This window comes from Streptomyces sp. V2I9, from assembly GCF_030817475.1.
Taxonomy (GTDB): Bacteria; Actinomycetota; Actinomycetes; order Streptomycetales; family Streptomycetaceae; genus Streptomyces.
This window is the reverse complement of record NZ_JAUSZJ010000002.1, coordinates 6,296,578-6,320,824: the sequence shown is the minus strand read 5'-3', so window position 1 is coordinate 6,320,824 and position 24,247 is coordinate 6,296,578. Positions and strand designations below refer to the sequence as shown.

General features: G+C 72.7%; 24 protein-coding genes. 11 read left to right on the top strand and 13 right to left on the bottom strand.

Translation table 11 applies throughout. The features are described 5' to 3' along the window. Positions 1–140 precede the first annotated feature (140 nt). From QFZ71_RS27425 to QFZ71_RS27410, 4 genes are read left to right on the top strand one after another with little or no spacing between them, the layout of a single operon-like run. A complete protein-coding gene (locus tag QFZ71_RS27425; RefSeq protein ID WP_307670829.1) occupies positions 141–614 on the top strand; it encodes an SCP2 sterol-binding domain-containing protein in 474 nt (157 codons plus the stop codon). 4 nt (positions 615–618) lie between these two features. Beyond that, positions 619–1,833 carry an acyl-CoA dehydrogenase family protein gene (locus tag QFZ71_RS27420; protein WP_307670828.1) on the top strand — a complete coding sequence of 405 codons (1,215 nt, stop codon included), beginning with the start codon at positions 619–621 and terminating at the stop codon, positions 1,831–1,833. Positions 1,834–1,875: 42 nt separating this feature from the next. Next, positions 1,876–2,751, top strand: coding sequence for a hypothetical protein (locus tag QFZ71_RS27415; RefSeq protein WP_307670827.1), 876 nt, complete (start codon positions 1,876–1,878; stop codon positions 2,749–2,751). A gap of 57 nt (positions 2,752–2,808) precedes the next feature. Continuing rightward, positions 2,809–4,902, top strand: coding sequence for an MDR family MFS transporter (locus QFZ71_RS27410; RefSeq protein ID WP_307670826.1), 2,094 nt, complete (start codon positions 2,809–2,811; stop codon positions 4,900–4,902). 68 nt (positions 4,903–4,970) lie between these two features. On the opposite strand, the gene QFZ71_RS27405 is transcribed toward QFZ71_RS27410, so the two are convergent. The 4 genes from QFZ71_RS27405 to QFZ71_RS27390 all read right to left on the bottom strand — a co-directional run bounded on the left by QFZ71_RS27405 (position 4,971) and on the right by QFZ71_RS27390 (position 7,479). After that, on the bottom strand, positions 4,971–5,405 hold the full coding sequence (locus tag QFZ71_RS27405) for a YchJ family protein (RefSeq protein ID WP_307670825.1): 435 nt from the start codon (positions 5,403–5,405) through the stop codon (positions 4,971–4,973). Between the two features lie 94 nt (positions 5,406–5,499). Continuing rightward, positions 5,500–6,309 (bottom strand): SAM-dependent methyltransferase, encoded by an 810-nt coding sequence (locus QFZ71_RS27400; protein WP_307670824.1) that lies wholly within the window; start codon positions 6,307–6,309, stop codon positions 5,500–5,502. Positions 6,310–6,382: 73 nt separating this feature from the next. Continuing rightward, positions 6,383–6,619 (bottom strand): DUF397 domain-containing protein, encoded by a 237-nt coding sequence (locus tag QFZ71_RS27395; protein WP_307670823.1) that lies wholly within the window; start codon positions 6,617–6,619, stop codon positions 6,383–6,385. After that, positions 6,619–7,479: a helix-turn-helix transcriptional regulator gene (locus QFZ71_RS27390; RefSeq protein ID WP_307670822.1), complete on the bottom strand. Its 861-nt coding sequence runs from the start codon at positions 7,477–7,479 to the stop codon at positions 6,619–6,621. Before QFZ71_RS27390 ends, QFZ71_RS27395 begins: the two co-directional genes overlap by 1 nt. Positions 7,480–7,684: 205 nt before the next feature. On the opposite strand from QFZ71_RS27390, the gene QFZ71_RS27385 reads away from it, so the two are divergent. After that, positions 7,685–8,161, top strand: coding sequence for an ATP-binding protein (locus QFZ71_RS27385; protein ID WP_307670821.1), 477 nt, complete (start codon positions 7,685–7,687; stop codon positions 8,159–8,161). After that, the gene (locus QFZ71_RS27380; protein WP_307670820.1) at positions 8,155–8,592 is read left to right on the top strand and encodes a hypothetical protein; all 438 of its coding nucleotides are present in this window, start codon (positions 8,155–8,157) and stop codon (positions 8,590–8,592) included. The genes QFZ71_RS27385 and QFZ71_RS27380 overlap by 7 nt, the downstream gene beginning before the upstream one ends. 43 nt (positions 8,593–8,635) lie before the next feature. On the opposite strand, the gene QFZ71_RS27375 is transcribed toward QFZ71_RS27380, so the two are convergent. From QFZ71_RS27375 to QFZ71_RS27340, 8 genes are all read right to left on the bottom strand, one after another. Beyond that, positions 8,636–9,982 (bottom strand): 6-phospho-beta-glucosidase, encoded by a 1,347-nt coding sequence (locus tag QFZ71_RS27375; protein ID WP_307670819.1) that lies wholly within the window; start codon positions 9,980–9,982, stop codon positions 8,636–8,638. A gap of 145 nt (positions 9,983–10,127) precedes the next feature. Beyond that, the gene (locus QFZ71_RS27370) at positions 10,128–11,696 is read right to left on the bottom strand and encodes a cytochrome P450 (protein ID WP_307670818.1); all 1,569 of its coding nucleotides are present in this window, start codon (positions 11,694–11,696) and stop codon (positions 10,128–10,130) included. 136 nt (positions 11,697–11,832) lie between these two features. Next, on the bottom strand, positions 11,833–12,447 hold the full coding sequence (locus tag QFZ71_RS27365) for an ATP/GTP-binding protein (RefSeq protein WP_307670817.1): 615 nt from the start codon (positions 12,445–12,447) through the stop codon (positions 11,833–11,835). Continuing rightward, positions 12,428–12,799 carry a DUF742 domain-containing protein gene (locus QFZ71_RS27360; RefSeq protein ID WP_307670815.1) on the bottom strand — a complete coding sequence of 124 codons (372 nt, stop codon included), beginning with the start codon at positions 12,797–12,799 and terminating at the stop codon, positions 12,428–12,430. The genes QFZ71_RS27365 and QFZ71_RS27360 overlap by 20 nt, the downstream gene beginning before the upstream one ends. Beyond that, positions 12,796–13,203, bottom strand: coding sequence for a roadblock/LC7 domain-containing protein (locus tag QFZ71_RS27355; RefSeq protein ID WP_307670813.1), 408 nt, complete (start codon positions 13,201–13,203; stop codon positions 12,796–12,798). Before QFZ71_RS27355 ends, QFZ71_RS27360 begins: the two co-directional genes overlap by 4 nt. Continuing rightward, complete coding sequence (locus QFZ71_RS27350; RefSeq protein ID WP_307670812.1) at positions 13,200–14,810, bottom strand: sensor histidine kinase KdpD; 1,611 nt, start codon at positions 14,808–14,810, stop codon at positions 13,200–13,202. Before QFZ71_RS27350 ends, QFZ71_RS27355 begins: the two co-directional genes overlap by 4 nt. A gap of 543 nt (positions 14,811–15,353) precedes the next feature. Continuing rightward, positions 15,354–15,860: a MarR family winged helix-turn-helix transcriptional regulator gene (locus QFZ71_RS27345; RefSeq protein ID WP_307670811.1), complete on the bottom strand. Its 507-nt coding sequence runs from the start codon at positions 15,858–15,860 to the stop codon at positions 15,354–15,356. Further along, entirely contained in the window at positions 15,857–17,593 is a 1,737-nt protein-coding gene (locus QFZ71_RS27340; protein ID WP_373465160.1) for an FUSC family protein, read from the bottom strand. Before QFZ71_RS27340 ends, QFZ71_RS27345 begins: the two co-directional genes overlap by 4 nt. A 135-nt stretch (positions 17,594–17,728) precedes the next feature. On the opposite strand from QFZ71_RS27340, the gene QFZ71_RS27335 reads away from it, so the two are divergent. From QFZ71_RS27335 to QFZ71_RS27320, 4 genes are all read left to right on the top strand, one after another. Further along, positions 17,729–18,157 carry a hypothetical protein gene (locus QFZ71_RS27335; RefSeq protein ID WP_307670810.1) on the top strand — a complete coding sequence of 143 codons (429 nt, stop codon included), beginning with the start codon at positions 17,729–17,731 and terminating at the stop codon, positions 18,155–18,157. A 123-nt stretch (positions 18,158–18,280) separates the two neighbouring features. Continuing rightward, positions 18,281–18,931: a DUF3105 domain-containing protein gene (locus tag QFZ71_RS27330; protein WP_307670809.1), complete on the top strand. Its 651-nt coding sequence runs from the start codon at positions 18,281–18,283 to the stop codon at positions 18,929–18,931. After that, positions 18,928–19,584 (top strand): DUF305 domain-containing protein, encoded by a 657-nt coding sequence (locus QFZ71_RS27325; RefSeq protein WP_307670808.1) that lies wholly within the window; start codon positions 18,928–18,930, stop codon positions 19,582–19,584. The genes QFZ71_RS27330 and QFZ71_RS27325 overlap by 4 nt, the downstream gene beginning before the upstream one ends. 93 nt (positions 19,585–19,677) lie before the next feature. Further along, positions 19,678–20,934 carry an ROK family protein gene (locus QFZ71_RS27320; RefSeq protein ID WP_307670807.1) on the top strand — a complete coding sequence of 419 codons (1,257 nt, stop codon included), beginning with the start codon at positions 19,678–19,680 and terminating at the stop codon, positions 20,932–20,934. A 139-nt stretch (positions 20,935–21,073) separates the two neighbouring features. Here QFZ71_RS27320 and xylA read toward each other — a convergent pair whose 3' ends face one another. Next, positions 21,074–22,240 carry a xylose isomerase gene (gene xylA, locus QFZ71_RS27315; protein ID WP_307670806.1) on the bottom strand — a complete coding sequence of 389 codons (1,167 nt, stop codon included), beginning with the start codon at positions 22,238–22,240 and terminating at the stop codon, positions 21,074–21,076. A gap of 251 nt (positions 22,241–22,491) precedes the next feature. On the opposite strand from xylA, the gene xylB reads away from it, so the two are divergent. After that, positions 22,492–23,973 (top strand): xylulokinase, encoded by a 1,482-nt coding sequence (xylB, locus tag QFZ71_RS27310; RefSeq protein WP_307670805.1) that lies wholly within the window; start codon positions 22,492–22,494, stop codon positions 23,971–23,973. The last annotated feature ends 274 nt before the right edge of the window (positions 23,974–24,247 follow it).

Below are 24,247 nucleotides of genomic sequence, written 5' to 3'. Positions count from 1 at the left end.
CCGGCAGCGGAGGGGGATCGGGGCCGGGCCGCCGAACGGCCGGAGCGAGGGGGGAGCCCGGCCGGACCTCTCTTGCGGGACGGCCTCCGCCACCCGTACCTTACTCCAAAGTAAGTTTACTTCGGAGTAAGGAATTCGGCGTGGACGGAACCAGCAGCGGCAACCTCGGCGACGACCTGGCCCGGCTCGACTTCGCGGCGGTCGCCCCCGAGGAGTTCGCCCGGATCGTCAAGAGCCTGTCCTCCCGGCAGATCACCGAGGTCATGCGCGGAGAGCTGCGCACCCGGATACTCGGCGAGGTCTTCGGCCGGATGAAGCAGCAGTTCCGGCCGGAGGCGGCCGGCGGTCTCACCGCGCTGATCCGCTGGAAGGTGACCGGGGAGAGCGACGCGGTCTACGAGACCGCGATAGCGGACGGCGTCTGCGAGGTCACCCCCGGCCGGTCCGAGGCCGAGCCGCGCACCACACTGGTGATGGGCGACGTGGAATTCCTCAAACTCGTCTCCGGCAACGGCAATCCGGTCACCATGTTCATGATGCGCAAGTTGAAGGTCGCCGGTGACGTCGGCCTGGCCTCCGGCCTGACCCGCTACTTCGACATCCCGAAGGCGTGAGGACATGAGCTTCTTCTCCCTCGCCCTGACCGAGGAGCAGCAGGACCTGCGCGCCTGGGTGCACGGCTTCGCCGCCCGGGTGGTCCGCCCGGCCGCGGCCGAGTGGGACGCCCGCGAGGAGACCCCCTGGCCGGTGATCCAGGAGGCCGCCCGGATCGGTCTGTACGGTTTCGAATCGCTCGCCGACCTCTACGGGGACCCCACCGGGCTCTCCCTCCAGATCGCCAACGAGGAGCTGTTCTGGGGCGACGCGGGCATCGGCATGGCCCTCTTCGGCACTTCGCTCGCGGTCGCCGGGATCTTCGCCTCCGGCACCCCGGACCAGCTCGCCGAGTGGGTGCCGCAGTGCTACGGCGACGCGGACGACCCGAAGGTCGCCGCCTTCTGCGTCTCCGAACCGGGGGCCGGCTCCGACGTCTCCGCGATGACGACGCGGGCCCGCTACGTCGAGGCGAAGGACGAGTGGGTGATCTCCGGTCAGAAGGCGTGGATCACCAACGGCGGCATCGCCGAGGTCCATGTCGTCGTCGCCTCGGTCGATCCCTCCCTCGGCTCGCGCGGCCAGGCAGCGTTCATCGTGCCGCCCCGAACGAGGGGCCTCACTCCGGGCCGTACGGTCAAGAAGCTGGGCCTGCGCGCCTCGCACACGGCCGACCTCTTCCTCGACGAGGTCACCGTACCGGGGCACTGCCTGCTCGGCGGAAAGGAGAGGCTGGACGCCCGCCTCGCCCGAGCACGCGAGGGCGGCGCGGCCAAGGGCCAGGCGGCGATGGCCACGTTCGAGGTCAGCCGCCCGACCGTCGCCGCCCAGGCGCTCGGCATCGCGCGGGCCGCCTACGAGTACGCCCTGGAGTACGCCGGGGAGCGCGAGGCGTTCGGCAGGCCGATCATCGAGAACCAGTCGATCGCCTTCGCCCTGGCCGACCTCCGTACCGAGATCGAGGCCGTACGCCTGCTGATCTGGCAGGCCGCCTGGATGGCCCGCAACGACCGCACCTTCGACGCGGGCCAGGGCTCCATGTCCAAGCTGCGGGCCGGCGAACTCGCCGTCGCGGCCACGGAGAAGGCGGTCCAGATCCTCGGCGGTGCGGGCTACAGCCGGGAGCACCCGGTGGAGCGGATGTACCGCGACGCCAAGATCTACACCATTTTCGAGGGGACCAGCGAGATCCAGCGGCTGGTCATCGCACGGGCGATCTCGGGGCGTCACATCCGCTGAGGGATAGTGGTCCCCCGTCCCGCGCGACCACCGGAGGTCCCCATGCCGCCCTTGCCCGCCACCGCCACCGAGTCCGGTGCGGGCGGCGTCCGCCGCTCCTCCCTGCTGCTCGTCACCGATCTCGCGTACGAGGCGCGCGGGCGGCGCTACGGCGACGAGGACGTCTTCCTCTCCTCCCGGCTGCGCGAGACGTTCGACGTCGCGCTCTGCCACCCACGGGACGCGGCCGCGCTGCTGGAGGGCTTCGACACCGTGCTGGTCCGCAACAGCGGGCCCGTGCTGCACTACCGGGACGCCTACGACGCCTTCCGTTCGCGGGCGCGGGAACTGGGGACGGCGGTCTACAACCCGCTGCACGGGCGGGGCGACATGGCGGGCAAGGAGTACCTGGTCGAGATGGACCGGGCCGGCCTCCCGGTCATCCCCACGGTGGACCGCGAGGCCGATCTGGCCCGGCTGCCCGACGTCGCCGAGTACGCGGTCAAGCCGAAGCTGGGGGCGGACTCGGTCGGGCTGCGGTTCGTCACGGCAGCGGAGGCAAAGGGCGCGCTGGGGCGGGCGTCCGAGGGCTCCCTGCTCGTCCAGCCCCGGATCGACTTCCGCCACGAGGTGTCCTTCTACTTCGTGGACCACGACTTCCAGTACGCGCTGTACGCACCCGACCCGGAGCGGCGCTGGGTGCTGGAGCCGTACGCGGCGAGCGCGGCGGACCTGGAGTTCGCCCGGCGCTTCGTCGCCTGGAACTCCCTGACCCACGGAATCCAGCGGGTGGACGCCTGCCGGACGGCGGACGGCGCCCTGTTCCTGGTCGAACTGGAGGACCTCAATCCGTACCTCTCGCTCGACCGGGTACCCGAGGACGTCCGTGAGGCGTTCGTGGCCCGGCTGACGAGGTCGATCGCCTCGCTGCCCCGCTGACCCCCGTCCGGCCCGCTTCCGCATGCGGGGGCTCCGGGCCGGTGTGAGGGTGCAGAGGTGACCACTGCCAGCGAGCACGCCCCCGCCGCGCAGGACTCCACCGCGCCGCCGCCCGTCCTGGACCGGCGGCGGCGCAACATCGTCTTCGCCACGATCGTGCTCGGCATGCTGCTCGCGGCGCTCGACCAGACGATCGTGGGCACCGCCCTGCCCACGATCGTCTCGGATCTGGGCGGTGCCTCGCACATGTCGTGGGTGGTCACCGCCTATCTGCTGGCCGAGACGGTGGCCACCGTCCTCGTCGGCAAGTTCGGCGACCAGTTCGGCCGGAAGCTGGTGTTCCAGGTCTCGGCGGTCATCTTCATCACGGGATCGTTCCTGTGCGGCCTCGCCTCGGACATGCTGCTGCTGATCCTCTGGCGCGGTATGCAGGGCATCGGCGCGGGCGGCCTCATGGTCACGTCGATGGCGCTGATCGCGGACGTGATCCCGCTGCGCGAACGCGGCAAGTACCAGGGTGCCATCGGCGCGGTCTTCGGCATCTCGACCGTGATCGGGCCCCTGCTCGGCGGACTGTTCACCGACCACCTGACCTGGCGCTGGGCGTTCTACGTCAACGTCCCGATCGCCATCGTCGTGGTCATCGCCGCCGCCCGGAACATCCCCTCGGTGAAGGCCGCGGGCCGCCCGGTCATCGACTACACCGGCATCGCGCTGGTCACCGTCGGGGCGAGCGCGCTGATCCTGGCGACGAGCTGGGGCGGGAACGAGTACGCCTGGGGCTCGGCCATGATCATCGGCCTCTTCGCCGGCGGACTGATCGCACTCGCCCTGTTCTGCGGGGTGGAGACGCGGGCGAAGGAACCGATGCTGCCGATGCGGCTGTTCCGCAACCCGGTCTTCACGGTCTGCTCGGTCCTCAGCTTCATCGTGGGCTTCGCGATGCTCGGCTCGATGATCTTCCTGCCGACCTACCTCCAGTACGTGGACGGGGACTCGGCGACGCTCTCGGGGGTGCGGACGCTCCCCCTGGTCGTCGGCCTGCTGGCCGCGTCGATCTTCAGCGGCAACGTGGTGAGCAGGACGGGCCGCTACCGGGTGTTCCCGATCGTGGGGACGCTGGTCATGGCGGCCGGGCTGTTCCTGCTGTCGAGGATGGGGCCGGGGACCGGAGTCTGGCTGGAATCCCTCTACATGGTGGTGCTGGGGCTCGGCATCGGACTGGCGATGCAGGTGCTGACGATCGCCGTGCAGAACACCGTGGACTACGAGGATCTGGGCACGGCCACCTCGGGCGTGACGTTCTTCCGTACGCTGGGCAGCGCCTTCGGCACCGCGGTGTTCGGCACCATCTACGCCAACGCGCTGAAGCCGAACCTCACCGACGGCGTCGCCCGGGCGGTGGCGGTGGGCGGCGATCCGGCGGCCCTCGCCGGCGCGTCGCAGAGCCCGCAGGCGCTGCACGCCCTGCCCGCGGCCCAGTCGGAACCGCTGGCCCAGGCGTACGCGGACACGCTGCACACGGTGTTCCTGTGGACGGTGCCCGTGGCGCTGCTCGGCTTCGTCGTCGCGCTGTTCCTCAAGGAGGTGAAGCTGCGGGACTCCGCCCGGCTCGGTTCGACGGACATGGGCGAGGGCTTCGCCCAGCCGGGCAGCGGGGACTCGGCGAAGGTCCTGGAGTTCGCCGTGGCCACGATCCTGCGGGACGCCGGGCCGGAGACCGCCCGGCGGATCACCGCCGGGTCCGACACCCGGCTCGACATGGCGGGGGCCTGGGCGGTGATGCAGGTGGACCTCTTCACCCGGATGGTCGGCCATGCGGGGCTCCGGCTGATCGCGGCCCGGCACCGCATCCCGCCGGAGGTACTGGTGCCCGTCTTCGACCGGATGATCGAGGAGGGCTACCTCACGGGCGACGGCCGGATCTTCTCGCACACGGCGGCGGGCCGGCGCGAGGCGGCGGTGATCTCGGACGCCTGGGGCCGCTGGCTCAACGAGCGCCTGGCCGAGGACGGGGCCCGCCCCGACGACCGTCGGCTCCGGGCCACCGTCGACGTGATCGCCAAACGGCTGCTGGCGGAGGATCTGGCCCAGGAGCTGTCCCCCGCGGCCGCTCCCGGCGGCTCCTCACGGGTGGGCGCGCCGGTCTGAACCCCGGCGGCCCGCCGCCGTCCGCACGTCCGGGCCCCGGTCCGTGCCCGGCAGGGGGTGCGGGCGGCTCAGTCGACGAAGACCGCTGTCGTGTACACCCAGGCCCCCTCGTGCCGGACGAAGCGGCTCTTCTCGTGGAGGGAGTCGGGACGTCCGTCGTCGGTGTAGTGGGCGCGGAAGGTGACCGTTCCGGTGGAGTGGAAGGCGCTGCCCTCGGTGGTGTCCAGGATCTCCAGGCGTACCCAGCGCATCGCGGGGTCGAAGTCGACGCCGGGTGGCCGGGTCTCGGGGTGCCAGGTGCGCAGCAGGTACGCCGCGTCCTGGACGGCGAAGGCCGCGTACCGGGAGCGCATCAGGGCCTCGCAGGTCGGTGCGGCGGCGCTGCCGGAGTGGTACCGGCCGCAGCACTCCCCGTAGGCGGCGGGCAGGCCGCAGGGGCACGGCGAGGCGGGGGTGACCTGCGGGGCGGCGGTCGCCCGCGGCCGGGAGGTGCGTCGTGACATGGGTCCATTGTGACGCGTGCGGCGGGCGGGGCGGAGCGAGGGCATGGTCTCCGCCGTCGCTCCGCCCCGCCCCCGCCGGCCGCGGAGGCGCGCGTCAGGGTTTGCGGGCCACGCCGGCGTAACCGGGGATCGGCTCGTCGCCGGGGACGTCGATGACCTCGCCGAGCTCCGGGTGCCAGTCGGCCGAGAGCGTGACGCCCGGCTCGACCAGGTCGAGGCCGTCGAAGAAGGCGGTCAGTTCGGCGCGGCTGCGGGGCCGCAGGGTCATCCCGCGCTCCTTGTACATGGCCCGTGCCTGCGCCGCGCCCTCCGGGTTGAAATCGCCGGTGGTGTGCGAGAGCACCAGGTAGCTGCCGGAGGGCAGCTGCTCGACCAGCTTGTCGACCAGGTCGCCCGCACCGTCCTCGTCGTCGATGAAGTGCAGCAGGGCCAGCAGCGACAGGGCGATCGGCCGGTCGAAGTCCAGGACCTTGCCGGCCTCCGCCAGGATGGTCTCCGGCTTGCGGGCGTCGGCCTGGATGTATTCGGTGACCCCCTCGGGCGTGGAGCGCAGGAGGGCAGCCGCGTGGGCGAGCACGATCGGGTCGTTGTCGCAGTAGACGACGCGGGCGTCGGGGGCGGCCCGCTGGGCGATCTGGTGGAGGTTCGGTTCGGTGGGTATGCCGGTGCCGATGTCCAGGAACTGGCGTACCCCGCTCTCGGCGAGCCAGCGGGTGGCCCGGTGCATGAACGCCCGGTTGACCCGTGCCATGTCCCGTCCCCGCGCGTCCAGGGCGAGCAGTTGCCGCGCCATCTGTTCGTCGACCGGATAGTTGTCCTTGCCGCCGAGGAACCAGTCGTACATCCGGGCCGGGTGCGGCTTGGTGGTGTCGATCTCGATGGGGTGGTGCTCTTGTCCGGTCATGGCGCGCTCCGTGGTCAGGGTCCGTGGGTCGACGATGGGAGAACGGGTGCGGGGGTGCGGCGTGCGGAGTGTCTCAGGTGAGCAGGAAGTCGGCCTGACCGGCCTTGGCTCCCTGGATGAACGCGGCGATCTCGCCGTTGGAGTAGATGAGGGCCGGGCCTTCCGGGTCCGCGGACTGGCGTACGGCGACCCGTCCGTCGGCGAGTTTCATCGCCTCGACGCAGTTGCCGCCGTTGCCTCCGCTCCACGGCTTGTACCAGCCTTCGGAGCCGAGGTCACCGGCCGGCATGCCGTTGTATATGCGGTCCATCACAGCTCCTTGCGGAAGTCCCGGAGGATTTCCTTCGTGCGTTGTGCAGTCGCGGCCTGAGCCGCCATGCGGTCCATGACTTCGAGGTAGGAGGCCACCTCGGGGCGGGCGTCGAAGTAGACGGCTCCGGTCAGGTACTCGCTGTAGACCATGTCGGGGAGTTCGGGGACGGCGAACCGGAAGAGGACGAACGGCCCGTAGGTGCCCGGATGGTGGCCGGTGGCGAACTCCGCGATCTGAACGGTGACATGGGTCAGTTCGGTCGCTTCGAGCAGCTTGTCGATCTGTCCGCGCATCACCTGTGCGCTGCCGACGGGCCGCCGCAGCACCGTCTCGTCCATGATCACCCAGAGCTTGGGGGCCTCGTCCTTGTCCAGCAGGGACTGCCGCTCCATCCGCAGCGCGACATGGCGCTCGATGTCCTCGGGCCGGGTATGGCCGATCGCTCCGGTCCGCATCACGGAGCGGGCGTACTCCTCGGTCTGGAGCAGTCCGGGCACGAAGTGGGGTTCGTACATGCGCAGCAGGCTCGCCGCGCCTTCCAGGCTGACGTACATGCTGAACCAGTCGGGCAGGACGTCGTGGAAGCGCTGCCACCAGCCCGGCCTGTTGGCCTCCTCCGCGAGCTCGACGAAGGCTTCGGCCTCCTGGTCGGTGACGCCGTACTCCTTCAACAGCAGCTGGACGTAGGGGATCTTCAGCCCGACCTCGGCCGTCTCCATCCTGCGTATCGTCGCCGGGGCGACCCGGAGGACCTTCGCCGCCTGATCGCGGGTCAGGCCGACACGCTCGCGCAGATCCTGCAGGCGCTTGCCGAGAACGACCTGGCCCACGGTCGGGGCGGACCGCGGTTCGCTCACTTCAGACCTCCCCATGCGCTGGTGTGCGAGCAGTGTGCCACGCGGGCGCTTCCGACGACACAGCCACTCTGCAATTTTCAGAGTGCCTCTTGCCAAGTGTCATCGTCAGGAGGAGAGTTGGCCCCGAACCAGTTCGCTCAGTCATGCCCGCCCCCGGTCGCCCGGCGGCGGAACGTGACGCAGCCCCCACTGTGAGGAATCGGTCGTGGCACCTGGCAGTGCGCTCATCCCCCGGCTCATGGATCTCAGCCCCGGTGCGGAGGCGCTCCGTTACTGCTTCGCACTGCCGGCGCGCCCCGAGTCGGTTGCCGGAGCCCGTGAACTGGCACGGACGCGGCTGGACGCCTGGGACCTGGGCCGCGACACCTGTGAGGCGGCCGTCCTGATCGTCTCCGAGCTGGTGACCAACGCGGTCGTGCACACGGCGAGCACCCGAGTGGTCTGCGAGCTGAGCCGCCCCGGCGGACGACTGCGGATAGCCGTGCAGGACCAGGGCCACCAGCCCGGCGGCCCGCGGCTGCGCCGTTCCTCCGACGACGAGCACGGCCGCGGTCTGCTCCTCGTGGACGCGATGAGCAGCGCCTGGGGGTCGCACGACGCGGGGCGCGCCTCCGGACGCATCGTCTGGGCCGAGCTGCCGGACGAGGCCGGGCAGCCGTCCGGCGCGGAGCGGACGTGTTGAGGAACGCACTGGCCAGGCTGCGGACGGCACACCGGGTCCGGACGACCGAGCAGGCTCGCGGCGGCCGGGTGCGGCTGGCCCTGCCGGCCTCGATGACGGCCTCCCTGGGCTGCGACGCGGTCGGGGTGCCCGCCCGGCACGGCTTCCGCCTGATGTCCCATCTGCCGCGTACCGGCTGTGTCTTCGCCGACGCGGACCGCTGGTGGTGGATCGTCCCGGCCGGCTCCGACCTGGACCTCGACTGGCCCGAGCAGGTGACCTACGCGCGTGACGCGGACGTGCCCGGCGGGCGCCCCCGGCTGATCCACTCCCCGGACGGCCTCACTCCCTACACGCCGCCCATCCCGCTCTTCCTGATGGTCTGCCAGCTGACCGGGGTGGCCCCGAGCTGGGCCTCGGCGGGAGCGCCGAGCGTCGTACCGGCCCCCTGAGAGTCCGGCCCCGGCCACGGATGCGGCCGGCCCCGGTACGGGGTCAGGGCCGGTCGAGGTAGGCGAGTTCGGGGTGGACCGCGGTGTACCGATCGAGCAGCCGCCGGGCCACCGTCACCGAATCGACCAGCGGGTGCAGGGCGAACGCCTGGACGGCCGCCGCGCGGGACCCGCTCTCCGCCGCCTCCAGCACCGCGCGTTCCACGGCCTTCACCGCGGCGACCAGGCCGAGCGCGTGGTACGGGAGGGGCGCGACGGCCACCGGATGCGCCCCGTTCGCGTCGACGAGGCAGGGCACCTCGACGACGGCATCCGCGTCCAGGGCCGGAAGGGCCGTGCGATTGCGGACGTTGAGGATCAGCGAGGCGCGTTCGTCGCGGGCGACGGCGCGCATCAGCGCGAGCGCGACCTGTTCGTAGCCGCCGGACGCGAGGTCGCTCTCCTCCCGCTCCCCCACCCCGGCGACCTCGCGGCTCTCCGCCATGTACGTGGCCTCACGCTCGGCGCGGGTGCGGTCCCAGGTGGCCAGGGCGGGGGTGCCCGGCTCGCGCATCCGGGCGTAGAAGCCCTCCTGCTGGTCCTGGAGGAAGGCGCCGCGGCTCCGCTCGGCCTCCCGGTAGGCGCGAACGGCTTCCCGGTTGAAGTAGTAGTAGTGCAGGTACTCGTTGGGGATCGCGCCCAGCGACCGGAGCAGGTCCGCGCCGAAGAGACGGCCCTCCTCGAAGGATTCGAGCAGCTTCGGGTCGGCGAGCAGCCGGGGCAGCTCGTCCCGGCCGTCCACGTACAGCCCCCGCACCCATCCCAGGTGGTTGAGGCCCGCGTAGTCGATGCGGGCGCGGTCCGGGTCGGCCCCCAGCGCACGGGCGATCCGCCGTCCCAGCCCGACCGGCGAGTCGCAGATGCCGATGACCCGGTCGCCGAGGTGCCGGGACATGGCCTCGGTGACGAGCCCGGCCGGATTGGTGAAGTTGATGACCCAGGCGTCCGGGGCGAGCCGGGCGATGCGCCGGGCGAGACCGAGGGCGACGGGGACGGTACGCAGCCCGTACGCGATGCCTCCGGCGCCGACCGTCTCCTGGCCGAGCACGCCCTCGTCGAGGGCGACCCGCTCGTCGGCGGCGCGGCCCGCCAGGCCGCCGACCCGGATGGCGGAGAAGACGAAGTCGGCGCCGCGCAGCGCCTCGTCGAGTTCCGTGGTGGCGACGACGGCGGGGGCGTCGGCGATGTCCCGCCCCTGTTCCGCCAGGACGCGGGCGACGGCGGTGAGCCGGTCGGCGTCGGTGTCGTACAGCGTGACCCGCGCAATGCGGCCCTCGCCGTGATCGCCGAGGAGGGCCCCGTACACGAGAGGCACCCGGAATCCGCCACCACCGAGAATTGTCAGCTTCACGCTGCTCGATGGTACGGGCAGCTCCGGCTCGACGGCGCTGCCCGCGTCCGCCGGGGCGCGCGGCGCGGCGACCCCGGACCCGTGGGTACGGTCCGGGACCGCCGCGGCCGGGACGTGCTCGGCCGGGTGGGCCGCGGTCCGTGGATCAGTGGCCGTTCCACCAGCGGGTGACCGCCTGCCAGAGCCGGGCGGGGGCCGGAGGACGGCGCTGCTGCGGGATCGTCGGCACCGGGGCGGGTTCGGCGGGGGCCGGTACCGGTGCGGCGACGGGCGGTGCGGCAGGGGCGGGCCGGGGTACGGCGCCGGGAGCGTGGGCGGGCTGTGCTCCGGCTGCCTCGTGCCGGGGCTCGGGGACGGTCCTGGCCGGGGAGGAGATCTCCCAGGCGTCGGCCGGACGGGAGTTGCGGGACATCAGGGAGAGCGGGTCGGCGTCCAGCTTCTGCTGCGGGCTGGGGGCGAACTTCACCGGCAGCTCCACCAGGTGGCGGGACATGATGTTGCCGACCCGGCGCAGTTCGCTCTCCTGGACGCCGAGTTCCAGGTCCGGCAGTCGCATCAGGAGGGCGTCGACCCCGACATCGGCGATGGCGCGGCCGATGTCCTGGCCGGGACACTCGTGGGGGCCGCCGCTGAAGGCGAGGTGGGCGCGGTTGCCGCCCATGTCGGCACCGAGGTCGGGGCGTACCGCAGGATCGGTGTTGGCCGGCGCGATCCCGACGAGCAGGGCGTCGCCCGCCCTGATCCGCTGCCCGCCGAGCTCCGTGTCGCCGACCGCCCAGCGGCCGAAGACGGCGGTGAACGGCGGCTCGTCCCAGAGGGTCTGCTCGACCGCCTCGGGGACGGTCATGTGGCCGCCGCTGAGCCGGGCGCGGAAGCGGGGGTCGGTCAGGACCATCCGCAGCACGTTGGCGATGAGGTTGGCGGTGGACTCGTAGGCGGCGATCAGGGTGAGGCGGAGGTGTTCGACGACCTCGATGTCGGTCATCTCCGCGGGGTGTTCGACCAGCCAGCTCGCGAAGTCCGGCTCGGGGGCGGCGCGGCGGCGTTCCACGAGCCGGGTCAGGACGGCCACGACGTGGGCGTTGCTGCTGACCGCGGTCTCGGTGCCGCGCGTCATGTCACGGGCCGCCTGGACGAGGCGCTCGTCGTACTCCTCCGGCATGCCGAAGATCGCGCACATGACCATCATCGGCAGGTGCTCCGCGAACTGGCCGACCAGGTCGGCGCTGCCCTTCTCGCAGAAGTCGTTCACGAGCCGGTTGCTGAAGCGGTTGATGTGGCGGCGCACGCCACGGGTGTCGATGCGCGCCATGCTGTCGGTGACGGCGCCGCGCTGCCGTTCGTGCTGGGCGCCGTCGGCGAACACGCAGACGGGCTGCCAGGTGAAGATCGGGGCGAGCGGGTGGTCCGGGGCGACGCTGCCGTCCTGGAGGGCGCGCCAGCGCCGCGAGTCGCGGGAGAACTGGGACGGCGTGCGGGTCAGGTGGAGGTTCTCGCTGTGGCCGAGCACCAGCCAGGCGGGCACATCGCCGTGGAGCAGGACCGGGGCGACCGAGCCGTGTTCCGCGCGGAGCTTGTCGTAGAGGCCCGCGGGGTCGTTCTCCGCCTCGGGGCCGTAGAGGCGGCGCAGTCCGCCGGGGCCGATGTCGAGGTTGTGGGCCGGGCACCGGGGCGGGGGGACGGCGCCGGGTTCGTGGTGGAACGGGGTTGTCACAGGGTCTCCAGGGATCAGGATTCCGGGGCTGGTGCGCGAACGGGGGCGTGCGGGGACGGACCCGGCCGGAGGCGTACGCCGCGGGATGGCGTACGCCCGGCCGGGTGCCGGTCGCGGGGCTCCGGCGCGTACCACGTCAGGCGAGGGGGACGGCCAGGCTGTGCAGGTAGCGCATCAGGGTCATCAGTACGTCGCGGCTGGAGGTGCGCAGCCGAGCATCGCAGTCGATCATCGGTACCTCGTCCGGCAGGTCGAGGGCCCTGCGCAGGGCCTCGACCGGGTGGCGGGGTGCGTTGGGGAAGGTGTTCACGGCCACGACGAACGGCACTCCGCGCTCCTCCAGCCGGCCGATGACGTCGAAGCTGACCTCCAGCCGTCTCGTGTCGATGAGGACGACCGCGCCGAGAGCGCCCTCGAAGAGGCCGTTCCACAGGAACCAGAAGCGTTCCTGGCCGGGGGTGCCGAACAGGTAGAGGACCAGTTCCTCGCTGAGGCTGATCCGTCCGAAGTCCATGGCGACCGTGGTGGCGGTCTTCGTCTCCACGCCGGAGTTGTCGTCCACGCCGACGCCGGCCTGGGTCATGGTCTCTTCGGTCGTCAGCGGCCGGATCTCGCTCACCGAGCCGACCATGGTCGTCTTGCCGACCCCGAACCCTCCGACGATCACGACCTTCACCGCGGCGGTGGCCGTGGTGGGGAGGACGTCCTCGCTGCGGGGCCCGGTGATCGTGTCAGAGCTTCTGAAGTCCATGCATCACCGCTTCGAGAAGGGACCTGTCGGGGAGCGTGGCGCGGACGATCGGGTCCCGCGACTCGATCAGTTCGGTCGCGAGGAGATCGCTCAGGAGCGAGGTGACCACGCTGAACGGCAGGCCGAGGTAGGCCGAGATCTCGGCGACGGACAGGGGGGACTGGCACAGCCGGAGGATGGCCGCCTGTTCGGGCTGGAACGTCGGCGAGGGCTCCGCCTGTGCGACGACCATGGTGACCAGGTCGAGCGAGGCCCGCCCGCCGGTGTCGAGGTCGCCCGTGATCACGTACAGCCGTTCCGGATCGTGGAGGTCCGGGTCGGCCTTGCGGCGCTCCCGTCGGGGTTCGCTCATCCGGGCTGCCCGCCGTGGCGGGGCGGACTGGTCAGGTGGGCTCCGATCCGCACGACCATGTCCCGCATCCGGGCGCCGACGAGTCCGGCGTCGACGGTCTCACCGGCCAGGACCGCGAGGTAGGCGCCGGTGCCGGCCGCCATCAGGTAGAAGAACCCGCCGGTCACCTCGATGACGACGAGCTTCATGAGGCCGTCGCTGTACGGGATCTCGGTGGCCACCGCGGCGGCCAGGCTCTGCAGTCCGGCGCAGGCCGCCGCGAGCCGGTCGGCGACGTCGGGATCGCCGCCGTGCATGGCGATGCGCAGACCGTCCGACGAGAGCACCACGATCTGATGGATGCTCGGGACGTCGTCGGCCAGCTCCTTGAGCATCCAGTCCATGTTTCCCCGCTGCTGGATCACTTCAGGTCTCCCTTGTCCCACGCGTCATCGGAGTCTTCGCCGTGCTTGCGTTCCTGCGGTACGCCGTTGACGGCCTTGGTGAACGCCTCCAGCCACAGGCCGGGGGGCTTCTCGCCGCCGCTTCCGTCGCCCGCGCCCTGGTCCCGGCCGGGCTGGGAGCCGTTGGCGTGGGCGGGGGCCGGCGGCGGCTGCGGGAGGTTGTGCGAACCGAGCGGGGCGCGGCCCCGGCTGCGGCGCTGCGGCAGCCCGTTCTCGGTCCACTCGGTGACCACGGGAACGTCGTCCTCCAGGGCGGCCGCGGGGCCGCCGGCGGGGACCGGTGCGGCCACGGACGGCACCGGGCCGGTGGGGGCGGGCTTGGGCTTGCGCTTGCCGGGTGGCGGCACCACGTGCTGGAGCTGCGACATGTCCAGCGAGCTGGTGGGCCGCGAGGTGGCGCCGATGCCGTGGGCGATGCCCGGAGCGGGCCCGGTGGTGATCATGTCGCGCGGGACGACGAGGACGGCGCGGACGCCGCCGTACGCGGACTGGCGCAGCGACACCTGGAGTTGGTACATCCGGGAGAGCCTGCCGACGACGGCCATGCCGAGGCGCGGGGACTCCCCGAGGTCGTTCATGTTGATGCCGGCCTGGGCCTGCGCGAGCATGTTCTCGGCGCGGGCGCGGGCCTCCTCGCTGAGGCTGACGCCGCCGTCCTCGATCTCGATGGCGATGCCGGTCTGCACCTCGACCGCGGTGACGTGCACCCGGGTCTGGGGCGGCGAGTAGCGGGTCGCGTTGTCGAGGAGTTCGGCGCAGGCGTGGATGAGCGGTTCGACCGAGGTGCCGACGATGGCGACCTTGGCGATCGAGTGCAGATCGACGCGCTGGTACTCCAGGATGCGGGACATCGCGCCGCGCAGGACGCTGTACAGCGGCACGGGCTTGGGCCACTGGCGGCTGGGGCGGGCGCCGCCGAGCACGGCGATGGAGTCGGCGAGGCGGCCGATCAGCGCGGTGCCGTGGTCGATGCGCAGCAGGTCGTCGAAGACCTCGGGGTTGCGCCCGTAGTGGTCCTCCATCTCCCGCAGTTCACTGGCCTGGCGGTGCACGATCGCCTGGACGCGGCGGGCGACGCTGACGAAGGCGCGCTGGGCGGAGTCGCGGCGCGCCTCCTCGTTGTCGATGACTTCGAGGACCTGGCGGATCTGCTCGCGCAGCGCCTTGGGCAGATGGCGGTTGGCCACGTCCGCGTCGACGATGTCGCGCATCACCTCTTCGGGTGAATTGCCCACGCGCAGCCGCTTGATGGCGGTGGGCATGACTTCCCTGGTGAGCCGTACCGTCTCGGCGTCGTGCGAGAGGATGCGGTGTTCCAGGTAGGCGATGCGCTGTTCGTACTCCGCCCGCTGCACGCGCATGGCGTGGCGGCGGCGGTGCAGCGCCACGGTGAGTACGGCGACCACGAGCGCGGTGATCGCGCCGCACACGGCGACTGGTATCCGCGCGGCCGGTGCGACCAGGGCCGACCCGGCGGCGGTCGCGCCGAGGAGCAGCACCACGGGAAGCAGGACTACGCGGACGACGGGTACTTCTCTGTCGGTCGGCGGTGATTCAACACGGACCATCTAAAACCCTCTGGCGGTTGATTCCGGGATGTATGCGCACGTGAGCGGATACTCAGGAACAAGTGCTCGAATTCATCTCAACTCGACTTCACTGCGCGTGAGCTTAGCCAGATCAGAACAGTGCTTCGGCATATTCACCCAACCCCCTGCGGAAGCTCGCGAAGAGGAATACACTCACCAGTTTTTGCACGCAGCGCTTTCACGTGTGCGCGGTGAGTGATGATGGCTGGAAAGAGTTCACTTGGGACGCCATTCACGATGAGAGGCGGGATCTCAACCCGCCCCATATCGGGGCAAAATTGGGCAAATCGCCATCAGGTCAACGGGGTTCCTCGCATAGAACAAGACAACAAAACACCTGATCGAACCGGATCGAAAGGTGCAGATTCACGGTCGACGGAAGGGTGACGGGCCGAGCGGCCGCTCTGACGCGGGTCCGTGGCTCCCCCGCTCCGACACACACGTGCGCGGGCCCACCCCTGCGACGCGTCGCACGGGACCTCGTCCACGACGCGCCCCTCGGTCCCGCCACCGATGGTCGGCTCAGTACCGGCCCCCGCCGAGCCGCCCCTCCAACTGGACGAGCAGTTCGCCGAGCCGGGAGCCGAGTTCGTCGCGGCCGCTCTCGTCGAGGCCGGCCAGCACCGTGCGTTCGTAGGCGAGCTGCCGGGGCAGCAGCCGGTCCACCAGGGCCCGGCCCTCGTCGGTGAGGCGGACATGGGCGACCCTGCGGTCGCGTTCGTCGCCCCGGCGGTCGACCAGGCCGCGTTCCTGGAGGGCGCGCAGGCGCTTGGTGACGGCGGCGCCCGAGGAGAAGGTCTCACGGGCCAGTTCGCCGGGGGTCAGCTCCCGGTCCGTCCGGCGTACGGCGCCGAGGAGGTCGAACTCGGCACGGGTCAGCCCGGCGGAGCGCAGCGGACCGTCCTCCGCCTGCTGGAGCAGTGCGGCGCAGCGGTTGATCCGGCCGATGATCTCCATCGGCCCGGTGTCGAGCTCGGGGTGGACGGCCTGCCACTGCCGGACCACCGAGGCAACGATGTCGTCGGTCACTCCGCTCCGATCGAAGGGGCGGTGGGCGTGGAGGCCGTGGAGGCCCCGGACCCCCGCCGTCGTGCTGTCGCGGCGAGCGTACGGTGTCCCGCCAGCTCGGCCGCGAGCAGGCGCTGCTCGGGCAGGGCGCGCTGCCACCACTCGCCGGCGGCGGTGTCGCCCGCCTCGCGCAGTTCGACCAGGCTCGCGGTGAGCGTCCGGCGCGCCCGGTCCCGCTCGGCGGGCGCGGCCGAGGGGTCGGCGCCGGTCCGCTCGGCCTCGGAGCGGGCCCGTTCGGCGGTGTCGAGCGCCCGCTCGACGCGTCCCGCCGCCCTCCGGTTGGTGACGAGCACGGCGGCCAGGAAGCCGGCGAGCGCGCCGAGGACGGTGTCCAGGACCCGGTCCCCGATCACTTCCCCGGCCGGGTGGGCGCCGCCGAACTCCAGGACCAGCAGGGCCATCGGGGTCACCGCGACGGAGCCGAGCCAGTAGTTGCGGGTGATGAGGGCTTCGGCGGCGAAGCTGAGGAAGAGACAGCAGCAGACGAGGGCGAGGGGGCCGGTCCGGGACACGGGCAGCACGGCGGCGAAGACGAGTACGCCCAGGAGGTTGCCGAGGGTGCGCTGGAGGGTCCGGTCCCACGAAAGGGTGACGTTGGCCTGGTGGAGCGAGGCGGCGGTGACGATCGCCCAGTACGGGCGGCCGACGCCGAGTGCGGCGCAGAGGTACCCGGCGAGCGCGCAGCCGACCAGGGTGCGCAGGGCCACGGGCAGCAGGGGCGAGCCGGGGCCGAGGCGTCCCAGCAGCGCGCGGCGGGCCGCGCGACGGCCCTCGGGGCAGCGCAGGGCGGCGCGTTCGGCGGCGATCCCGTACAGCTCGTCGGCGGTGCCGGCCGTCGGTGGCGGCGTGGGGACGGGGCCCCTGGCCCGGGTCCGGGCCGCCCACTCCCGCAGCCGGTCCGGTTCCCCGGCACCGCCGTCGGGACCCGGCGCGGCGAAGGCCGCCTCGGCACGCACCACCAGGCGCTCCAGCGACCGGCGGACGGGCGTGGGGCGTCCCGAGGCGAGCAGGCACTGCCAGGCGGCGTGCACGGCGGCGGCCGCGGCGTTGCGGGTACGGGGGCCGGGGTCGGCGGCGCACGCGGCGGCGGCCTCCAGGGCGCGGGCGACGGACCGGCGTTCGGGGCCCTCGCGGCGGACCAGGGCGGGCGCGAGGACGACCAGCCAGGCGAACGCGCCCGCGCCGAGGGTCAGGGCGAGATGGGCGGGGGTCTGCTCGGGGCGCTGGGGGGCGAAGAGGGCGGCGGAGCTGACGAACGTGAAGATCACATGGCCGGGCGGGCCGATCCGGGTGGCATCGCACACCGCCTTCTGGACGGCGGCGAGCAGCGCTCCGACCGCGATGAGCACGGCGGTCGAGTCGGTGAGGGCCGCGGCGGCCCGGGAGACGGCGAGGCCGGCCGCCATGCCGAGCACCACGCCGGCGACGGCGCGGGCCCGCCGCGCGTACGGCAGACCGTGGCCGTAGAGCGCGCAGAGCGAACCGGCCATGGTGAAGATGACGAGGTCGAGCCGCCCGACGGCCAGGAGCGTCAGATGGGGTACGGCGGAGGCGGCGACCACGCTGAGGGCGGGCTTGAACCAGGTGTCCGAGGGGCGCGACAGCCGCAGGGCCGGAACCACCGCGAGCCTGCGGGCGGCCGCGCGGGCGGTGCGGGCAACAGGCCGCTCCGGACAGGTAGGTGCATCACTCACCCATATACGTTAACAGGTATTACACCAGTAAATTAACTTGCCTCTGTTCGGACGGCGACGACTCGGGCACACTGTCCCGCGAACAGCGCGACCCACATTCTTTGAACTTTCATGCACCCACTACGATGACGGGCGATGACCAGGGTGAGCAGGCGGAGCGACCGGCAGGGGTGCCGCTCCCGCACGCCCCTCGCCCTGGGCTGGGTCTTCTTCCTCCTGGCCATGCTCTTCTGCTGCTCGGCCACCACCTCGTCCGCGGCCGTGCCGGTCGCGGCGGGCCCCGACCCGGCCGCCGTCCGCGCGTTCACCCCGACCCCCGAGGCGGCCTTCGAGCCGGTCGTGCTGGCCTCCCCGGGCGACCGCGGACTGGGTACGTCGTGCCACGGCGGCTCGACGCACACGGTGGCCGTCGTGCTGCCGGCGTCGTCCGCCCCCGCGGCCGTGCCCTCGCCCGTGGCGTCCGCCCCGGCCGCTCCGCTCACCGGGGCGGCGGCCATCAGGGGTCCGGCGCACGACGGTGTGCGTTCCGTCGATCAACTGCGTCTCCAGGTTCAACGGGTCTAGAAACCGGCCCGCTCCCCACCGCGCCCCGGCACCGGTTCACCGGGAGCGGTGTTCCGCACGGCTCGACCCCTTTACCCCTCATGCATCGCCCCGTATGCATCGGTTGAACGACGAGGACTTCCCATGGCTTCCGCCAAGAACCCGAACGACCCGGCCGCGGCACGCCGCGCCAAGCTCGAAGAGGCCCGCCGCAAGGAGCGCGCCCGTGAGCGCCGGGTCCGCATCCTCACCATCGGCGCGTCGGTCGCCGTGGTCGCCGCCCTGGTCGCCGGCGGCGGCTACCTGATGGCGCAGGCCGACGAGAAGGAGAAGAAGGACCAGGAGGCCAAGACCTCTCCCGTCACCGGCGAACGCAGCTGGGACAAGCTGACGCAGGAGCACGTGGCGACCAAGGTCGACTACCCGATGAACCCGCCCGTCGGCGGCGACCACAACCAGGTGTGGATGAACTGCAACGCGGACGTCTACACCCACGAGCTGCCGAAGGAGAACGCCGTGCACTCGCTGGAGCACGGCGCGGTCTGGGTCACGTACAACGACGAGGCGTCCGACGCCGACATCGAGGCGCTCGCCAAGAAGGTCAAGGCGACCCCGTACTCCCTGATGAGCCCGGTCAAGGACCAGAAGGACCCGCTGATGCTCAGTGCGTGGGGCAAGCAGGTCACGGTGAAGAGCGCGTCGGACGACCGCGTCGCGCAGTTCTTCACCAAGTACGTGCAGGGCCCGCAGACCCCCGAGCCGGGGGCCGCCTGCACCGGCGGGCTGGACAAGTGACCCCCCTCGCCCCGTCCCGTGCCACCCGGCGGATGGTGATCGCGGGGGCCGGTGTGCTGCTCGTCGCGCTGGGGCTGGTGGCGCTGATGGTCGTCCGCCCCTCCGCGGCGTCGCCGTCCGGGGCGTCCTCGTCGCGGTCCGCCCCGGCGGAGGACTCCGTGGACGCGGGCTTCGCCCGCGACATGGCGATCCACCACCAGCAGGCGGTCGAGATGTCGTTCATCGTGCGGGACCGCACCGACGACGAGGACGTGCGGCGGCTCGCGTACGACATCATCAACACCCAGGCCAACCAGCGCGGCATGATGCTGGGCTGGCTGGAGGTGTGGGGGCTGCCGAAGAGCGCGGCCGGACCGCCGATGGAGTGGATGGGGCACACCGTCACGCCGACCGGTGACGGTGCGCTGATGCCGGGCATGGCCACCGACGCCCAGCTGGCGGCGCTCACCGCCGCGAAGGGCGAGCGGGCCGAGGTGCTGTTCCTGCGGTTGATGACCGTGCACCACCGCGCCGGGGCGGGCATGGCGCGAGCCGCCGCCGACGCGGCGACGACGGGCGCCATCCGGGATCTCGCGGCGGGCATGGTCCGCGGCCAGCGGTCGGAGATGGGCCTGATGGCGCACATGCTGGAGGAACGGGGCGCCAAGCCCTGAACACCGGGTCCTGAGCGCGGCGGGGGCGGTCGGCGGCCGGAAGGCCGCGGCCGCCCCGGCCGTGTCCGCCCATCACATAGGCTCGGCGACGACATGAAGAGCATCCTCACTCCGCTGGGGCCCAAGGCCGACAAGGACACCGTGCGACGGCACAATCTGAGCCTGGTACTGCGCGCCGTGCGGGACGAGGGCGAGCGCGGCGAGGCGACCCGCGCCGGGGTGGCCGGCCGCGTCGGGCTGACCCGGGCGGCGGTGTCCTCGCTCGTCGAGCAGCTGATGGACAGCGGGTTCCTCACGGAGTCGGGCAAGACGTTCAGCGGGCAGGCGGGCCGCCCCGGTACCGCGCTCAAGGTGGCCCGCACAGGTCCGGCCGGGCTCGGCGTGGAGATCAACGTCGACTACGTCTCGGTCTGCGTGGTGGACCTGGCGGGCACCGGGCGGGTCCGGCAGACCGAGCACCTCGACAACCGGGGCGCGTCCGCCGCTGAGGTCCTGGCGCGGGCGGCCCGGCTCGCCGCGCGGACCCTGGAGTCGGCGTCCGAGCAGGAGCTGCGGCCGGTGGGCGCGACGCTGGCGCTGCCGGGCCTGGTCTCCGGCGGCTCGGTGCGGCAGGCCCCCAACCTGGGCTGGAACGAGGTGCCGGCGCAGCAGCTGTTCGCCGAGGCGCTCGCGGCCCTGCGCCCCGGCCGCCCGGTGCTGCCGGTCGCCTCGGAGAACGAGGCCAATCTCGCGGCGCTGGCCGAGCTGTGGTTCGGCGGGCTGGGCGAGGTGCGCAGCTTCCTCTATCTGACCGGGGAGATCGGGGTGGGCGGGGCGCTCGTCCTGAACGGCGAACTGCTGCGCGGGGCACACGGTTTCGCCGGGGAGATCGGCCATGTGGTGGTGGACCCGGCGGGCCCGGAGTGCCGGTGCGGATCGCGGGGGTGCCTGGAGCAGTACGCCGGACAGTCGGCGCTGCTGCGGACGGCCGGGATCGACGGCGGGGGCGGCGCGTCCGGGGTGCTGGAGCTGGAGCGGCGCGCCGCGGCCGGGGACCCGCGCGCGGTGGCTGCGGTCGGCGGGGCGGGCCGGATGCTCGGCCGGGTGCTGTCGGGGGCGGTGAACCTGATCGATCCGGACGCGGTGGTGCTCGGCGGGATCTACCGGGGCCTGATGCCGTGGCTGTCGCCGCCCGCCGCCGAGGAGCTGACCGGCCGGGTGGTCTCGGGGCTCTGGTCCGCGGCCGACGGCCGGCTCCGGGCGTCGTCGGTGGCGGGTGACGCGGCGCGGGGCGCGGCGGCGCTCGTGGTGCAGGACGTGCTGGACGACCCGGTGGCGTACGCGGAGCCGGTGGGAACGTCCGGGGAGTGAGGCGCGGCGGCCACGGTCCACGGGGCGGCCGAACCGGGGTGTCCCGCGGTGCGCCGGGGCCTCGCCGTACGGGTGGGCCGGGCCCGGTGCCGGTCCCGGCCCACCCGTACGGGCGCCCCGCCCCACCCGGTTCCGTCCGTCAGCGCACGGCCAGCAGGTGGTCCATGGCGAGCTGGTCCAGGGCCTCGAAGGCCATACCGCGCTCGGCGGCGGCGTCCACGTCGAAGTCCTCGTACGCGGTGCGGTCGGCGAGCAGGCCCGCCAGGCCGTCGCCGGCGGTGGGACGTGCCAGTTCGTCCAGGCGTGACGCGCGCAGGGCCGCCCGCACCTCGGGGTCGGCACGGAAGGCTGCGGCCCGCTCCTTGAGGATGAGGTAGTTGCGCATGCAGCCGGCGGCCGAGGCCCACACCCCGTCGTGGTCCTCGGTGCGCGGGGGCTTGAAGTCGAAGTGGCGGGGGCCCTCGTAGCCGCTCTCCAGCAGGTCCACGAGCCAGAACGCCTGGCGCAGATCGCCCGCGCCGAAGCGCAGGTCCTGGTCGTACTTGATACCGGACTGGCCGTTGAGGTCGATGTGGAAGAGCTTGTCGGCCCACATGGCCTGGGCGATGCCGTGCGGGAAGTTGAGCCCGGCCATCTGCTCGTGTCCGGTCTCCGGGTTGACGCCGACCAGTTCGGGGCGCTCCAGGCGCTCGATGAAGGCCAGGGCGTGGCCGATGGTGGGCAGCAGGATGTCGCCGCGCGGCTCGTTCGGCTTGGGTTCGACGGCGAAGCGGAGGTCGTAGCCCTGCTCGACGACGTACTGTCCCAGCAGGTCGAACGCCTCCTTCATCCGGTGCAGGGCCAGGCGGACGTCCTTCGCCCCGCCGGACTCGGCGCCTTCCCGGCCGCCCCACGCGACGAAGGTCTTCGCGCCCAGTTCGACGGCGAGGTCGATGGTGCGCAGGGTCTTGCGGAGCGCGTAGCGGCGTACGTCGCGGTCGTTGGCGGTGAAGCCGCCGTCCTTGAAGACGGGGTGGGTGAAGAGGTTCGTCGTCACCATGGGCACCACGAGCCCGCTGCCGTCCACCGCCTTCCGGAAGCGCTTGACGAGCCGCTCGCGTTCGGTCTCCGGCGATCCGAACGGGATCAGGTCGTCGTCGTGGAGGGTCACGCCCCAGGCGCCCAGCTCCGCGAGCCGCCGCACCGAATCGACGGGGTCGAGGGCCGCGCGGGTCGCGTCGCCGAAGGGGTCCCGGCCCTGCCAGCCCACGGTCCACAGGCCGAAACTGAACTTGTCCTCCGGGGTGGGGGTGAAGCGCTCCGTCATGGTCCGACCGCCTTCGCCTGCCGTCGGGAGGCCGGTGGAAGATCCGGCACCCTTATTTGTTCAGTGTCATGACTAATCAAGCACATCGCGCCCGCAGCACGGAAGCCCCCTGCCGCACAGAGCTTCATCCGCAGTACGCCCCGAGCGCCACCGGCACCCTGTGCAGGGGCGCGCCCATCCCGTAATTTGTTCGTGCCGCAGCCCAATTCCCGGCCGCCGTGACCCGCACCCGCAGCGCGAAAGAGGCCCCCATGCCGTCACCCGCCGTCGTCATCGGCGTGGACAGCTCGACCCAGTCCACCAAGGCCGCGTTCGTCGACGCCGGGACCGGCGAGCAACTCGCCGTGGGCCGCGCTTCCCATGCGGTCACCGGGGAGGGCGGGGCGCGGGAGAGTGACCCGGAGACCTGGTGGCGGGCCCTGGGCGAAGCGGTGGCCGCCGGGCTGAAGGAGTCGGGGCTGCCCGCCCGCGCGGTCACGGGCATCGCGGTCGCGGGGCAGCAGCACGGGCTCGTCGTACTGGACGGGGCGGGCCGGCCACTGCGCCCCGCGCTGCTGTGGAACGACACCCGCTCCGCGCCGCAGGCCGCCGCCCTCACCGACGCGCTCGGCGGGCCGGAAGCGTGGGCCGCGCGGACCGGTTCCGTGCCGGTGGCCTCGATCACCGCCTCCAAGTGGCGGTGGCTGCGCGAGAACGACCCGGCGAGCGCCGCGGGCGCGGCCGCGGTCCGACTCCCCCACGACTTCCTGACCGAACGCCTCGCGGGCGTCGCGGCCACGGACCCCGGTGACGCCTCGGGCACCGGCTGGTACTCCACCGCCACCGGCGCGTACGACCCCGGACTGCTGGATCTCCTCGGGCTCGACCCCGCCCTGCTCCCCGAGGTCGCCCCCACCGCGGCGGCCCGCGTCGGCACGCTCACCGGCGCGGCGGCACGTGCCCTCGGACTGCCGGAGGGCATCGCGGTGGCGGCCGGAACCGGCGACAACATGAGCGCCGCCGTGGGCCTCGGGCTCGGCGGCGACGGGCTGCTGGACCATCCTGCCCTCAGCCTCGGCACCTCCGGCACGGTGTTCGCCGCCTCCCGCACCCGGCCCGTGTCCACCGCGCTGAACGGGTTCGCCGCCGCCGACGGCACGTTCCTCCCCCTGGCCTGCACCCTCAACTGCACGCTCGCCGTGGACAAGGTGGCCGCCCTGCTGGGCCTGGACCGCGAGGACGCGGCACCCGGCCGCGAGGCGGTCCTGCTCCCCTATCTCGACGGCGAACGCTCCCCCGATCTGCCCACCGCCGCCGGACTGTTGACCGGACTGCGCCATGACACGACCCGGCAGCAACTCCTGGGGGCCGCCTACGAGGGCGCGGCCGTCACCGTCCTGCGGGCCCTGGACGCCCTGCTGTCGGCCTGCGGCCTGGACCCGGACGCGCCCGAGGTGGCGGCCCGGCCGCTGCGGCTGATCGGCGGCGGGGCACGGGGCCGGACATGGGTGGAGACGGTCCGCCGCCTCTCCGGCCGGCCGCTCGTCATTCCGGGCAGCGGGGAGCTGGTCGCCCTCGGCGCGGCGGCGCTCGCCGCGTCGGCGGCGGGCGGAGGCGACCCGGTGGCGCTGGCGACGGCCTGGCAGGCGGGCCGGACGAGCCGTCAACTGCCGCCGGTCAAGAGGGATATGGAGACCTGGGAGCGGGTCACATCGGTCCTGGGGCGGGCGTCGGCACCCCTGCTCGGCGGGTGATCCCCCGGCTCCGGCGACTGCCGGGCAGGCGTCGGGGCAGGCCCCCGGGCCCCAGCCGCGGCGGCCGCCGTCACCGCGCCCCCTTCACGCAGGTGTTCGATGAAGTCCTCGAAGGAGTCCGGGCGGCCCGCCCGGCCCTCACCCTCGGCGGCGTACCGCCCCCTCAGCTCTTCCAGGTACGGCTCCACCCGCCCCCACGCCCGCGCCGACGTGAGATCCATGCCCATCACCGCAGCACAGCCACGGTTCCGTACACCGGGACCGGCGCGGCGTC

Bases quoted from the DNA above. Each gene is read 5' to 3' on its own strand.
- QFZ71_RS27335 (WP_307670810.1), top strand. From the start codon at position 17,729: ATGACCAGGGTGAGCAGGCGGAGCGACCGGCAGGGGTGCCGCTCCCGC.
- QFZ71_RS27360 (WP_307670815.1), bottom strand. From the start codon at position 12,799: ATGAGCGAACCCCGACGGGAGCGCCGCAAGGCCGACCCGGACCTCCAC.
- QFZ71_RS27365 (WP_307670817.1), bottom strand. From the start codon at position 12,447: ATGGACTTCAGAAGCTCTGACACGATCACCGGGCCCCGCAGCGAGGAC.
- QFZ71_RS27405 (WP_307670825.1), bottom strand. From the start codon at position 5,405: ATGTCACGACGCACCTCCCGGCCGCGGGCGACCGCCGCCCCGCAGGTC.
- QFZ71_RS27395 (WP_307670823.1), bottom strand. From the start codon at position 6,619: ATGGACCGCATATACAACGGCATGCCGGCCGGTGACCTCGGCTCCGAA.
- QFZ71_RS27415 (WP_307670827.1), top strand. From the start codon at position 1,876: ATGCCGCCCTTGCCCGCCACCGCCACCGAGTCCGGTGCGGGCGGCGTC.
- xylB (WP_307670805.1), top strand. From the start codon at position 22,492: ATGCCGTCACCCGCCGTCGTCATCGGCGTGGACAGCTCGACCCAGTCC.
- xylA (WP_307670806.1), bottom strand. From the start codon at position 22,240: ATGACGGAGCGCTTCACCCCCACCCCGGAGGACAAGTTCAGTTTCGGC.
- QFZ71_RS27320 (WP_307670807.1), top strand. From the start codon at position 19,678: ATGAAGAGCATCCTCACTCCGCTGGGGCCCAAGGCCGACAAGGACACC.
- QFZ71_RS27400 (WP_307670824.1), bottom strand. From the start codon at position 6,309: ATGACCGGACAAGAGCACCACCCCATCGAGATCGACACCACCAAGCCG.
- QFZ71_RS27350 (WP_307670812.1), bottom strand. From the start codon at position 14,810: ATGGTCCGTGTTGAATCACCGCCGACCGACAGAGAAGTACCCGTCGTC.
- QFZ71_RS27420 (WP_307670828.1), top strand. From the start codon at position 619: ATGAGCTTCTTCTCCCTCGCCCTGACCGAGGAGCAGCAGGACCTGCGC.
- QFZ71_RS27330 (WP_307670809.1), top strand. From the start codon at position 18,281: ATGGCTTCCGCCAAGAACCCGAACGACCCGGCCGCGGCACGCCGCGCC.